Origin of the sequence: Rhodonellum sp. (genome assembly GCF_030656585.1) — a bacterium.
Lineage (GTDB): Bacteria > Bacteroidota > Bacteroidia > Cytophagales > Cyclobacteriaceae > Rhodonellum > Rhodonellum psychrophilum.
In genome coordinates, this window is record NZ_JAUSPP010000066.1 from 107,789 (window position 1) to 119,795 (window position 12,007).

Here is a 12,007-nt window from a genome sequence, read left to right on the forward strand (position 1 = left end):
CTCCATTTAAAGCGCTGCAATTTTCTCGAGGTCTTCTATCAGTTTTTTCGAAACAGCCTTATTGTTTTCATTTCTTTTAGCCTTCAAAAGTTCGAGCGCCTCTCCACTTTTCTCGATTACCCCCTTAGGATTGTTGTCATGTTTGTAGCTATTCCAGCACCAAGACAATTCCGCATGAAGTTTTCCATCGATTTTCAATTTCTCAAGTTTCTCCAAAGTAGAAACCACTGTTTTCTCTAAATTTTTTGCTGACATGATAAAATAAGTTTTGTTAAAAAAAGGATTTTGAAGTTGATTATCTCAAGCAAAATTCCATATTTTTTCTGCAAATACAAAACAATCAAATATTTAGGCCCTATATATTGCCAAACAATCGATTTCAAAGCCTCATTTGGCTATATATTTATTCTTGCTGATTTTGGTATATTTACCCAAACCCCTATAAAATGATCAGAAAGCAAAGCCAACAGGAAGAATTTGCCAACAGCATCACCCATGGATTTGGGATCTTGTTCAGCATCATTGCCATTTCACTTCTGGTGACTTTTTCGGTTTTGGATGGATCGGCGATCGACATCATCAGCTGCAGTCTTTTTGGGGGCTCCATATTGCTTCTCTATACCTTTTCCACACTTTACCATGCCACTCCTGAAGGACCCATCAAAACATGGCTCAGGACCTTTGACCATATCGGGATATATTTTCTGATTGCAGGCACCTATACCCCATTTCTATTGAGCGGGATTCAGGGGCAAACTGGTTGGTTATTTTTCGGGATTGTCTGGACACTGGCACTTTTGGGTGTCATCTTCAAGATTTTCTACACCCACCGCTTCCAAAAAGCCTCTTTGATCTTGTATTTAGGCATGGGCTGGATGGCACTTTTCATTGCCAAACCTTTACTCGAAAACCTCAGCATCCCCTCTCTTTCATTGATCGCCGCAGGTGGAATTAGCTATACGTTGGGCACCATCTTTTATACCAGAACCACCATGCGATTCGCACACACCATTTGGCATCTATTCGTTTTGGCGGGCACCATCCTTCATTTTATTGCCATTCTGTACATGATCCAGGGACATTAGGAGAAAAAGTAGGAAGCCCTTTAAAATCCATGAAAATTTTATTGCTTGAAATTTAGTCAATTAGCTAACAAACCATAAAATTCTTTTGGGTCGGACTTGCATCAAAAAAAAAGTCGCCCTACATTTGTGTCACCATAAAGAAAAGCAATTTATTTATGTTTGAATTGGCCGATGGTGTAACTGGCAACACGTCTGGTTTTGGTCCAGAAGAGTCCAGGTTCGAGCCCTGGTCGGCCAACAAAAGCAGCTCAATGAGCTGCTTTTTTTTTGCCCTTTTGGGTAAACAATACTTTTTCAAAATTAATCTCCTCTCCAATTTCTCTTCTTAAACCCGAAATATGCATCAGGTTTCCATATGAGATCGAAACTGCAAGAAAATCAGAATATAATGAGACTAATTCATTACTCCAATAGGGTGATGTCAAAAAAATCAACAAATATTTGAACATCAGTTAATTTTACTATCGAATTGAGTTCGCTATGCATAAAACGGGTTAAATTGCTTCCACATCATCCCCAAAAGGACTACACATTTTCTTACTACAAAAATTTCTGTTGTTTCCAAAATCGGAGCTGGGCGGATTCAACCAGAAATATGCATTAGGCTTCCTAGCGGGACTGTAACTACAGGAAAATCAGATTATTTGGATAATAATGAATAGCCCAATTTGCTGAAGTAAAAAAAATAGTAAACAACCGACTGATTATCAGGAAACTTCAGACCGGGACAACATTGATAATGCATAAAACGGGATTAATGATCAGACTATTCGTTTGAAATGGGTTTTTCCCCAAACAAAAAAAGAAAAGATTCCTTCCTTCAAAAAAACCCAAAACCAATAAAGGCTGGACGAAACACAGCGCAGTTGCCGAAGAGCCTTATGGCCAGCGGTTGGGCACTGTGTGGGTGTTCAGAATCCTGAAGGCATCATTTATCACTTCTTCGGTTTTTTGCGCTTTCCAGATATGCTCCCGGGCATATTTCCCCGCTGATTCCAGATCCACGATGGGATAGGGATAGTCCTCCCCCAAAACAAACCCCATCATCTGCTGTTCTATGGCTGTAATCTTCCAAGGTTCATGCAGAAAGGCAAGGGGAATTTTACCCAATTCCGGAACCCATTTCCTAATAAATACACCATCGGGATCATGGTCTTGGGATTGTTTGACTGGATTGTATATCCGCACCGTATTGATCCCTGTGACGCCAGCCTGCATCTGCAACTGGGGATAATGGATACCGGGCTCAAAATCCAGAAACATTCTTGCCAAATGGTCTTTCCCCACCCTCCAATCCTGCCATAAGTGATGGGTCAGGAAAGAAACCAGCATGGCCCGCATCCTGAAATTCAGATACCCTGTCTCGATCAGGCAACGCATGCAGGCATCCACAAGGGGAAAGCCTGTTCTCCCCTCCTTCCAAGCTTCGATTCCCAATAATTTCTTTTCTTCCCGAAGTCCATCAAATCCCCTGTTCACGTTTTCAAATTCCATCCGACATTCCATTTCGAATTTTTGGATGAAATGGCAATGCCAGCGTAGCCTGGATTGGAAATTGGTCAAATTCTTTATCTGAAAACCCTCTTTCTTTCGCTTTTCTGCTGCCTGAAAGACTTGCCTGATGGACAAATTCCCCCATGCCAGATAGGGTGAAAGACGGCTGCAGCCTTTTCTGCTCAATTCGGGTTTGCTGATGTGCTTGTTGTAATTTTTGGCCCTTTCGGACAAAAAGGAATTGAAATACTTCCAAGCAGTGCTTTCTCCACCCTTTTGCATCTGGGGATTGAGGCTCTTCCAGTTTTCGGGAATTGGAAGGGTTTTGAGTTCAGCCTCAAATAATTTCGAAAGCGTGTAAAACCTTCCTTTGGTAAGGTCTGGATCAAAGCTTTTTGAAGACATCATTTTCTCCCAATCCTTGCTCCAATTCGACCTGTTTTTTCGTCCTCTTTTCACTCCCTGCTGACTGTATTCGTTCCAAAGGATATTCCTATCCCTAAAAAACCTTTTCATGCGCTTGTCTCTTTCGAAGGTCACAGCGATACCCGTTTCTTGGTGGGAAAAAACCTGCTTGATTTCAAAATGGTGGGTCAATGCAGAAAAAAAATCTTCAACTTCCATCTGATAATAATGAACCCTGCCATCAAATGGGGAAAGCTGAGCATTGAGGTCAACCAAACTTTGGTGGACGAACCGCCAATGGCGCTCATCGCTCTGTTTGGCTGCGACAAGGCTAGGCTCGAACAGGTAGACCAAAATCAAGGGCAGTCCATCTGAAATGGCGCTGTGCAATGCTTCATGGTCCCTGATTCTCAAATCCCTTTTTAACCAAACGACGTTTACCTTCTCCATGTGATGCCTAAACAATTGTGACTGTCCATGGTTTTGAAAATATGGGAAATATTTCAGAACTGACCGATCAGGATATTGATAGGGTCATCGAAATGGCTTGGGAAGACCGTACGGCTTTTGATGCCATCGAAAGGCAATTTAATCTTGTCGAAAAAGAAGTGATCACCATCATGAGAAGGGAGATGAAACCAAGTTCCTTCAGGATGTGGCGCGAAAGGGTTCAGGGAAGAAAAACCAAACATGCCGCCAAAGCCACCGAAGATATCAATCATTTCAAATCGAAGATGCAAAAAGGAATTGCCTTGAACAAAATGAGCAAAAGAAACTAATCTACCTTCACCGAGCCGGCAATTGCCCAAATAGTGCTGTTTATTTTTTATTGAGCAGGTTTCCTTCTACCAAAAAAACAAAACAATTCCTAAGAGCACAAAAAAAGCATGACCTACCTGGCCATGCTTTTTCCAATTTCCCAAACCTACATTTATTCTTACACCAATTCGAATGGCCAGTCCATTACTCCACCGGCAAGATTATATACTTTTTCAAATCCATTTTTCCCCATTACATCAGCCGCTTGGCCACTTCTGTTGCCACTGCGACAGTAAAGGTAATAGGACTTGTCCTTTGGAAGATTCTGGATCTGAGCCAAAAATCCTGGACCCATGATGTCAATATTCCTGGCTCCTTTTATTTTCCCAGAATTGAATTCTCCCGCCGACCTTACATCAATAAGCACGGCATCTTTTGCAGTTAGACCTTTGTTGAAATCTTCTGACTTCAAGTCTATATAGTTTTTTGGTTTTGATCTAAAGAAATCAAACATAGTTTTTTATGGTTTTATCAATACAAAATTACGCCCCGGAACATCTCTAAACCGTAACCTTTATCACAATCATTGTTTTTTTTTACGCCACTTCCTTTTTGACAATAAATTTTGTATTCACCTTCAGCACGACCAACCTGAGCAAAAGTACCCATGGAAGACCATGATAGACGAAGTCGAACCAATCCAACAGCTGCATTCCAACGCCCCCTCCGGCGATCCATTTGATTTTCCCCCAGATGTGTGGCTCAGGAAAAAAAGGTGCCAGACCGAGTGTCAAACAGAAGATGATCACCAGACGCCAGTTATTTATAGTTGATTTCATTTTTTTCGCTCCTTTATTTTGTACATCATTGGGATCCAGCTTTTGTCAACAAAGCCCCCCAAATCCGCAATATGGATCATTTTATCTCTATTGTGCTGTTCCAAAAGCAATTAGGACAACCTCTTGATTCTCCATTTTGCCTATAAAACAGGGGGTTTTATCAATTCTTATTTCTTGTATTCCAAAATTGCACCACTCATATCGAGTACTTTTGTGGTCTTAAGGGCATTCTTCACAATACTGCTACCCGCCGCGGAGCGATATCCGGTACCACAGTGGATCACCACTGGCTTTCCAGTTGGAATTTCCCCGGCACGTTCCATCAGCTCTGGAAGGGGGATATTGATGGCATTTTCAAACACCTTACCCTCGGCCACCTCTCCTGCGTTTCTGATATCAATGATTGTAAAAGCATCTTTGTTTTGATCAAAGAGGTCTTGATCGAAAGTATCGGATTGTATACCATCCTTGGCATCAAACACAAATGCACCCTGAATAAAGGTTTCATACCCGATTTTGGCGGTTTTGGAGATGAGTGCTTGAAGATGCACTTCATCTTTGCCTATCAAATAGAAGCTGTCTCCTGGCGCCACAATACTTCCCAACCAGGTTTCGAACTTGGCGCCATCCATGATGTTAACAGCATCCTCCAGATGCGTAGCTTTGTATTCCTCTTCATGTCGACCATCGATAATGATGCTCCCAGGTCCTGGTTGGTAATTCCTTTCCAGTATAGTGACCTTTTCTACCGAGGCCACAAAGGGTTCCGCTCCGATTTTATTGACATCCACATTGAAAGGGAAATATTTCGGAATAAAAGGTTGGTCCTCCAAAAGAAGGGAAACAAATTCCGCTTCCGTCATTTCTTGCAAAGCATAATTGGTTGCCTTTTCGGCTCCGATGGTGCTGCTTTTTTCTTGACTCATGGATTTCCCACAAAGTGAGCCCGCCCCATGGGCTGGAAAGACGGCCACTTCATCATCCAGTGTCATGAGTTTCTCGCGCGTACTTTTGTACATCATCTTGGCCAATTCTTCTCTTTTTGCCATGATGCTACCTGCGGATTCTCTGAGGTCGGGACGGCCTACGTCACCAATGAAAAGCGTGTCACCCGTAAAAACAGCAACATCTTCACCATTCTCTTCCACCACAATGGAAATCCCGTCCGGAGAATGCCCGGGAGTGAAAACAGCCCTCAATTTTACGTTCGGTGAAAGCACTATTTCGTCCCCTTCATCAAAGGCTTGGTGCGGGTAATTGGCTCCGACCAATTTGCTGACATAAATCGTAGCGCCTGTGGTTTGATAAATCTCCAAATGGGAACTGACAAAATCCGCATGGGGATGCGTTTCGATCACCCCGATAATTTTGGCGTTTTTGGACGCTGCGTAATCATAATACGGCTGAGGATCACGTCCCGGATCCACCAAAACCATTCCTCCATCCACACTGACTGCATAGCTGAAATGTGCCAATCCATCGTCTTCGAATTGTTTGATTTCCACATTTTCCAACGATTTTGCTTTGATCAACTGTTCAAATTGAAAGGCGTCTGCATTGGAAAAAAATACAAGAAACAAGAGTAAATAAATGGGGATTTTTTTCATATTACTGATTCAAGTTATTTAACAAAATTAGCATTTTTGACAGGCAACATCTGTGATGTTTGTTACAAGCCCCATAAAACCACAACTTGTGAAAATGAGCGTCTGTATCCAATGTTACGCAATTCGTCCCTCCTAGTCCCGAAATTAGCGGCATAAAAAACAAAATGCATGGAAAATTTCTGGAATGAAAAATTTAAAAACCAACCAAATTTATATGGTGATGCACCCAATTTGTATTTCAAAGAAAAGCTAGAAGAAACCTTACCTGGTAAAATAATGCTCCCCGGCGAGGGTGAAGGCCGAAACGCAATCTACGCCGCATCCAAAGGCTGGAAGGTCACTGCATTTGATCAGAGTGCAATCGGAAAAACCCGTGCGGTCCAGCGGGCAGAATCCTTAGGACTCCAGATAGATTTTCAGATCTGCGATGCCAATGACTTCCCGACCACACCGAACGAGTTTGACATGTTGGCCTTGATTTATTTTCATTTACCACCTCCCCTGTCTGTCTCCATCTACCAAAAATTGCTGAAGGCGCTCAAACCCGGGGGCACTTTGGTCATTGAGGGATTTGGTAAGGATCAGTTGAATTACCCATCGGGTGGCCCCAAAGACATAGAAATGCTCTATGCCATGAATGAGTTGAAAGGTGTTTTTCCTGGGGTCAAGTGGATTGAGGAATTTGATGGAATTCTCACGCTTCGGGAAGGAGAAGGGCATCTGGGAGATGGACATATCATCCGATTGAAAGGGATAAAGAAATAAACATTTTATTTAAAAGTGATGATTTTAATCACCTTTTAGTTTAATTTAATATTCGTAAATTAGTAGAACAAAAATCCCGAAACCATGAAAATCCTTGTTCCCACTGATTTTTCCGACAATGCCAATAATGCTTTGGAATTTGCCAAAAAAATAGCCCTTATGCATGGCGCTTCCATTACCTTATTGTTTACTTTTTATGCGATTTATGATTTTGCGGCGCAAGCTGCCGAAATCGTCGACCAAATAGAAAAGGATGCAAAAAAAGCGATGAAAGAAGAAGTGAAGGAGGGAGAAAAAGAAGGACTGAAAGTGGATTATAAAATCCTGCAAGGAGCCATTTCCACTGTCATCACGGCCACGGCATTTAGAGAAGGCTATGACCTCATCGTGATGGGTACCCAAGGCGCGAGTGGCATGAAAAAAGCATTGATGGGTTCCAATACCGGAAATGTCATCAAAGAAAGTAAAGTCCCCGTATTGGCGGTACCTAGCAATGCCACTTGGAAAAAGATAAACAAAATCAGTGTTTCCGTCGAATTGGCGAAGGAAGAGGAACTGAATTACAAAAAATTGATGATGCTCACGGCACCATTCAAGGTTCCCTATGAGTTTCTCCATGTGGAAAAAACCCATGCTTTCGAAAAAGACATCACACTCAAGGGATTGGAGTCCTATTTGAAGGAAAACTATCCGAAGCAATCCATCTCTTTTATAGTCAAAACGGCCGAGGAAGTGACCACAGGCATTGACAAATATTTGAAAAAAAACAAAGGCACACTCTTGGTCATGTTCTACAAAAACAAGTCATTCTTTGAATACCTCTTCAACAAGAGCCAAACCGTGGAAATGGTCTACCACACCCATGTCCCCCTTTTGGTATTAAAGACCAACCCTTAATTCAACCTTTTTTCGATCCAAATCAAGATCTCATCCATGATCTGCTCCTTTTCAAATTCATTGAGCAGTTCATGGTAGAGACCAGGATATTTGATGAGGTTCTTGTCTCGGGAAGAAATTTTTCCATACAAAAGATCACTTCCTTTTGGGTTGATCAACTTGTCATCGGTACCATGCAGGATGAGTATTGGCAAGGTAAATGAAGGCATCTTTTCTTCCACCTGCCCCATCATCCTCAAAATTTCGTACGCTGTTCTTGCAGCAACAGCCTGATGGTAGACCAGCGGATCTTCATCGTATTTCCTGACTTCCTCTTGGTCTCTTGAAACCATTTTACTGTCCAATTTCAATACCTTTAATTTGGGGGCAAGCTTGCTGATCCAAGCAGAGGCCGCGATTAAAATCTTGGACACATTTTCCGCAGGCATCAAAGCTGCGGCACTCAATACAATACCTCTCGCATCTGGCTGATAGTTGACCACGTAGCTCGTCACCAAGCCCCCGCCCATGCTGTGGCCGAATATAAAAGATGGAATACTTCCCGCAAAACCCTTGACCTTCCCAAAAAGAGCATCAATATCCTTTAGGTAATCCTCATAGTTTTCAAAATAGGCTGTTGGAGATGGCAAAGAGGATTTCCCGTGGCCCCTTCCATCAAAAGTGAAAACCGAAATATGACGGGACGCCAATTTTTCGGCAAAATGCATGTACCTACCACTATGCTCCCCCAAGCCATGAACAATCAATACTGCTGCCTTGGGAACTTCTGGCAACCACGCTTGAAGATAAAGTTTGATCCCGTCATGAGTGGTATATTCGGTTTCCAGATGTTTCATGTATAATTTTTTAGTTTGCAACCATGCAATTTTTTTCCTTCCAAAGGGTATCGTCAATCCCAACCAAGGAATCGCAACAATATCATTTAATCCACTGCAAAAGGGCCAAGCAATCCAAAACTCAATTCAACTGCCTTAATGATTCTTCTTCCGCCAAAGGACAGAATCCCGAGGGCTTCACCCCAAGCACTGATGAAATCATTACACCCAAAATGACACTATTCAAAAATAATCACAAGTAGAATGATAAAAAACCTGTTTATATAAATATGGTTCTAGGTTTCACCGAATTTACTAAAATCCACTTATACAGAACATTGTATCCAAAATAAATATGTCTGAGAAGTTTTATCCTAAAAGGAAAAATCCAGTCTTTGGAAATCCATTAAGACAACAAGCTTAAGCTTGTTCCCAAACCTGGGAAAGTTAAGGATTGGGAAAAATTGGGTTTTGAAGAGATTCCTCCAAAACCCAAAAAATCATTAAGGAATCCACTTGACATCCTTGAAATCAGGTTTTCTTTTCTCCAGAAAAGCATCTCTTCCCTCTTTCGCTTCTTCGGTCATATAGGCCAAACGCGTGGCTTCTCCTGCAAATATCTGCTGCCCCACCATTCCGTCATCCGTCAGGTTAAAGGCAAACTTTAGCATCCTGATGGAAGTCGGAGATTTCTCCAGAATTTCTGTGGCCCATTGATAGGCAGTTTCTTCCAATTCTGCATGGGGAATTACGGCATTGACCATACCCATTTCAAAAGCCTCCTGAGCGGAATAATTCCTGCCTAAAAAGAAGATTTCCCTTGCTCTTTTTTGCCCGATCATTTTGGCCAGATAAGCAGATCCATATCCTCCGTCAAAACTGGTCACGTCTGCATCCGTCTGCTTGAAAATCGCATGTTCCTTGCTTGCCAAGGTCAAATCGCAGACAACATGGAGACTGTGTCCCCCACCGACTGCCCATCCTGGCACCACCGCAATGACGACTTTGGGCATAAAGCGGATCAACCTCTGTACTTCCAGAATATTCAAGCGATGCATTCCATCATCTCCTACATATCCCTGATGTCCACGGGCTTTTTGATCTCCACCTGAACAAAAAGAATAGACACCATCTTTCGGAGAAGGTCCTTCTGCCGATAACAAAACCACCCCAATGGAAGTATCCTCCCTTGCATCCAAAAATGCCTCATAAAGTTCGCTGGTCGTTCTGGGTCGAAAAGCATTTCTGACTTCAGGACGATTGAAGGCAATCCTTGCCACTCCCCCGCTTTTTTTATATGTGATGTCTTGATATTCTTTTACCGTTATCCAATTCATGGTATTCTTGATTTGATTGAGCAATAAATTTTATGCAAGATAACAGGCTTCACCAAAATTCTACGGTTTTTTAGTTCCCTTCTTTTGCTGAAATTAAAACTCCTGAATTGGATGAAAATTCGAATTTTGTTCCAGTTATCATTATTTTGCGTTCCATTAATTTGAACCATGGGGAAAATCATTTTACAAATCGGGAGTCTTTCATTTGAGGAAATCAAGAATAGCCTTTGGACTGAGAAAGACCCCTACTTGGAATCTTCCCTGCGGTTTTGTAGGGATTGGCTGAGGGGAGAAATGCTCTTCGAACTTTCAACTTCCGGATCTACTGGTACTCCCAAAACCATCACCGTCCATCGCCGGCAGATGGAGATCAGCGCCAAGGCCACCAAGGATTTCTTTGGCATTCAGCCCAATTCGCTTTTGTTGTGCTGCCTGAGTACAGACATGATCGCAGGGAAAATGATGTTGGTCAGGGCCTTGGAGTGGGATGCAGATGTTGTATTGGTTGCACCAAAGGAGAATCCGCTCTTGGAACTAAGTATGAATCGGGAATTCGATTTTGCCGCGATGGTACCCATGCAGGTAGCGGCGTGTCTGGACAGTACAAAAACCGCCGGCGAGCTGAAAAAAATCAAACAACTGATCATTGGAGGTGCTCCAATATCCCCCGCCCTTTTGGAGAAAATAGGGATGGAAAAATTGAATGCTTACCAAACCTACGGCATGACCGAGACGGTTTCCCATGTGGCCTTGGCTAAAATCAACGGACAAAAACCCATCTATACCGCTCTGCCCAAGGTTGGCATCGGAACGGATGCGTCGGGGCGCTTGTGGTTGGAAGCGCCGATGGCTCAGGAAAAACACTTACAGACCAATGATTTGGTGGAATTGATCGGAAACAATCAGTTTGTCTGGCTTGGAAGAGCCGATTTTACGATCAATTCAGGAGGGATCAAAATCCAACCGGAAATCCTTGAACCCCAGCTGGCAGCGATTGTTTCTGAATTTTTTCCAAAAAGTGATTTTTTCCTTTCCGCCCTTGAAGATTCCAAGTTTGGCCAAAAATTGGTTTTGGTCATTGAAAATGCACAGCCAGAACAAAAAAGGGCAAAAGATTTGCTAATGGAGATCCGGAAAAACTTCCATAAACATCTTGTTCCCAAAACAGTTTTATTCGTTTCGGATTTCATGAGAACTCCTTCCGGAAAGATTAACCGAAGGGCCAACCTTAACATTGCCAAATGAAATTATTGATCCTCTTCTTTTCAGTTTTTATCATGATGCAAGATCAACCCTGTGCCGAAATCAAGTTAGAGGTCACAAATGTAAAAAACAGCCAGGGGGTGGTTAGAGTTTTGCTATTCGATGGGGAGAATGGTTTCCCAAATGACCCCAAAAAAGCGTTCAAAAGTGCCTCAGGAGAAATTATCAACAACAAGGTTACTTTCACTTTTAAAGGAATCCCCAAAGGAGCTTATGCGATTTCGGTTTTCCATGACAGCCAAAACCTGGGATATTTGCGCACAAATATTCTGGGAATCCCAAAGGATGATTATGGTTTTTCCAACAATGCCTCAGGGCACTTTGGTCCACCTTCGTTTGAAAAAGCAAAGTTTCGGGTAAATAAAGAGCAAGTTGACGTTCGTGTCCGATTTTAGACAATTCACCCAAACAGCAACCCAATGCTTTCTTAAAAATCTGATTGTAACATTTTGGGAAAAATCCTGTTTTCCTTCTCCCAATACACACCTTGGATTTGCAAATTTTCCCTTGTGATCTCTTGGCTACTGTTGATATTGGCTAGTATGTCAGGTCTCCAAGCTCCTTATTTAAGCCGAATAATGCATTCCCATTTCAGCCTGAAATTGCTTGACAATCGATCAACTGTTTACTTTTTTGACCTCAGCCTATCATAAAAAAACTTAGTCTCCATATAGGCTGATTTTCTTTCAGTTTCGATCTCGTATGGAAACCCATTGCATATGTCGGGTTTAACCCCACTTG

Annotated in this window: 13 protein-coding genes and 1 tRNA gene; 7 read left to right on the forward strand and 7 right to left on the reverse strand. The window is 42.3% G+C overall.

The window, feature by feature from the left end; genetic code table 11:
• Positions 1 to 6 precede the first annotated feature (6 nt).
• Entirely contained in the window at positions 7 to 255 is a 249-nt protein-coding gene (locus Q7J63_RS16870) for a hypothetical protein (protein WP_019597773.1), read from the reverse strand.
• A gap of 191 nt (positions 256 to 446) precedes the next feature.
• On the opposite strand from Q7J63_RS16870, the gene Q7J63_RS16875 reads away from it, so the two are divergent.
• Positions 447 to 1,085 carry a hemolysin III family protein gene (locus tag Q7J63_RS16875; RefSeq protein ID WP_019597774.1) on the forward strand — a complete coding sequence of 213 codons (639 nt, stop codon included), beginning with the start codon at positions 447 to 449 and terminating at the stop codon, positions 1,083 to 1,085.
• A 165-nt stretch (positions 1,086 to 1,250) separates the two neighbouring features.
• Positions 1,251 to 1,323: transfer RNA gene (locus tag Q7J63_RS16880), tRNA-Gln, on the forward strand.
• A 641-nt stretch (positions 1,324 to 1,964) separates the two neighbouring features.
• Here the strand turns inward: Q7J63_RS16880 and Q7J63_RS16885 are convergent.
• Positions 1,965 to 3,434: a cryptochrome/deoxyribodipyrimidine photo-lyase family protein gene (locus Q7J63_RS16885; RefSeq protein ID WP_304887813.1), complete on the reverse strand. Its 1,470-nt coding sequence runs from the start codon at positions 3,432 to 3,434 to the stop codon at positions 1,965 to 1,967.
• 41 nt (positions 3,435 to 3,475) lie between these two features.
• Between Q7J63_RS16885 and Q7J63_RS16890 the strand changes: the two genes are divergently transcribed.
• Positions 3,476 to 3,763: a TIGR03643 family protein gene (locus Q7J63_RS16890; RefSeq protein ID WP_304887815.1), complete on the forward strand. Its 288-nt coding sequence runs from the start codon at positions 3,476 to 3,478 to the stop codon at positions 3,761 to 3,763.
• Between the two features lie 158 nt (positions 3,764 to 3,921).
• Here Q7J63_RS16890 and Q7J63_RS16895 read toward each other — a convergent pair whose 3' ends face one another.
• The 3 genes from Q7J63_RS16895 to Q7J63_RS16905 all read right to left on the reverse strand — a co-directional run bounded on the left by Q7J63_RS16895 (position 3,922) and on the right by Q7J63_RS16905 (position 6,189).
• Positions 3,922 to 4,257 (reverse strand): rhodanese-like domain-containing protein, encoded by a 336-nt coding sequence (locus tag Q7J63_RS16895; RefSeq protein ID WP_019597779.1) that lies wholly within the window; start codon positions 4,255 to 4,257, stop codon positions 3,922 to 3,924.
• Positions 4,258 to 4,339: 82 nt separating this feature from the next.
• On the reverse strand, positions 4,340 to 4,582 hold the full coding sequence (locus Q7J63_RS16900) for a hypothetical protein (RefSeq protein WP_033405290.1): 243 nt from the start codon (positions 4,580 to 4,582) through the stop codon (positions 4,340 to 4,342).
• A gap of 167 nt (positions 4,583 to 4,749) precedes the next feature.
• Positions 4,750 to 6,189, reverse strand: coding sequence for an MBL fold metallo-hydrolase (locus Q7J63_RS16905; protein WP_304887818.1), 1,440 nt, complete (start codon positions 6,187 to 6,189; stop codon positions 4,750 to 4,752).
• Between the two features lie 168 nt (positions 6,190 to 6,357).
• On the opposite strand from Q7J63_RS16905, the gene Q7J63_RS16910 reads away from it, so the two are divergent.
• Both Q7J63_RS16910 and Q7J63_RS16915 read left to right on the forward strand, forming a co-directional pair.
• On the forward strand, positions 6,358 to 6,954 hold the full coding sequence (locus Q7J63_RS16910; RefSeq protein WP_304887820.1) for a class I SAM-dependent methyltransferase: 597 nt from the start codon (positions 6,358 to 6,360) through the stop codon (positions 6,952 to 6,954).
• An 84-nt stretch (positions 6,955 to 7,038) separates the two neighbouring features.
• Positions 7,039 to 7,851, forward strand: a complete 813-nt coding sequence (locus Q7J63_RS16915; RefSeq protein ID WP_304887822.1) for a universal stress protein — start codon at positions 7,039 to 7,041, stop codon at positions 7,849 to 7,851.
• Here Q7J63_RS16915 and Q7J63_RS16920 read toward each other — a convergent pair.
• Complete coding sequence (locus Q7J63_RS16920; protein WP_304887824.1) at positions 7,848 to 8,687, reverse strand: alpha/beta hydrolase; 840 nt, start codon at positions 8,685 to 8,687, stop codon at positions 7,848 to 7,850. The two genes, Q7J63_RS16915 and Q7J63_RS16920, sit on opposite strands and share 4 nt — an antisense overlap.
• A gap of 482 nt (positions 8,688 to 9,169) precedes the next feature.
• The gene (locus Q7J63_RS16925; protein WP_019597787.1) at positions 9,170 to 10,003 is read right to left on the reverse strand and encodes a 1,4-dihydroxy-2-naphthoyl-CoA synthase; all 834 of its coding nucleotides are present in this window, start codon (positions 10,001 to 10,003) and stop codon (positions 9,170 to 9,172) included.
• A 168-nt stretch (positions 10,004 to 10,171) separates the two neighbouring features.
• Here Q7J63_RS16925 and Q7J63_RS16930 point away from each other — a divergent pair, with 168 nt between their 5' ends.
• On the forward strand, positions 10,172 to 11,248 hold the full coding sequence (locus Q7J63_RS16930) for an AMP-binding protein (protein ID WP_304887827.1): 1,077 nt from the start codon (positions 10,172 to 10,174) through the stop codon (positions 11,246 to 11,248).
• Positions 11,245 to 11,661, forward strand: a complete 417-nt coding sequence (locus tag Q7J63_RS16935; protein WP_304887828.1) for a DUF2141 domain-containing protein — start codon at positions 11,245 to 11,247, stop codon at positions 11,659 to 11,661. The genes Q7J63_RS16930 and Q7J63_RS16935 overlap by 4 nt, the downstream gene beginning before the upstream one ends.
• Positions 11,662 to 12,007 lie beyond the last annotated feature (346 nt).

Excerpts from the sequence above, each read along its gene's own strand:
- Q7J63_RS16870 (WP_019597773.1), bottom strand. The coding sequence starts at position 255 with ATGTCAGCAAAAAATTTAGAGAAAACAGTGGTTTCTACTTTGGAGAAA.
- Q7J63_RS16875 (WP_019597774.1), top strand. The coding sequence starts at position 447 with ATGATCAGAAAGCAAAGCCAACAGGAAGAATTTGCCAACAGCATCACC.
- Q7J63_RS16885 (WP_304887813.1), bottom strand. The coding sequence starts at position 3,434 with ATGGAGAAGGTAAACGTCGTTTGGTTAAAAAGGGATTTGAGAATCAGG.
- Q7J63_RS16890 (WP_304887815.1), top strand. The coding sequence starts at position 3,476 with ATGGGAAATATTTCAGAACTGACCGATCAGGATATTGATAGGGTCATC.
- Q7J63_RS16895 (WP_019597779.1), bottom strand. The coding sequence starts at position 4,257 with ATGTTTGATTTCTTTAGATCAAAACCAAAAAACTATATAGACTTGAAG.
- Q7J63_RS16900 (WP_033405290.1), bottom strand. The coding sequence starts at position 4,582 with ATGAAATCAACTATAAATAACTGGCGTCTGGTGATCATCTTCTGTTTG.
- Q7J63_RS16905 (WP_304887818.1), bottom strand. The coding sequence starts at position 6,189 with ATGAAAAAAATCCCCATTTATTTACTCTTGTTTCTTGTATTTTTTTCC.
- Q7J63_RS16910 (WP_304887820.1), top strand. The coding sequence starts at position 6,358 with ATGGAAAATTTCTGGAATGAAAAATTTAAAAACCAACCAAATTTATAT.
- Q7J63_RS16915 (WP_304887822.1), top strand. The coding sequence starts at position 7,039 with ATGAAAATCCTTGTTCCCACTGATTTTTCCGACAATGCCAATAATGCT.
- Q7J63_RS16920 (WP_304887824.1), bottom strand. The coding sequence starts at position 8,687 with ATGAAACATCTGGAAACCGAATATACCACTCATGACGGGATCAAACTT.
- Q7J63_RS16925 (WP_019597787.1), bottom strand. The coding sequence starts at position 10,003 with ATGAATTGGATAACGGTAAAAGAATATCAAGACATCACATATAAAAAA.
- Q7J63_RS16930 (WP_304887827.1), top strand. The coding sequence starts at position 10,172 with ATGGGGAAAATCATTTTACAAATCGGGAGTCTTTCATTTGAGGAAATC.
- Q7J63_RS16935 (WP_304887828.1), top strand. The coding sequence starts at position 11,245 with ATGAAATTATTGATCCTCTTCTTTTCAGTTTTTATCATGATGCAAGAT.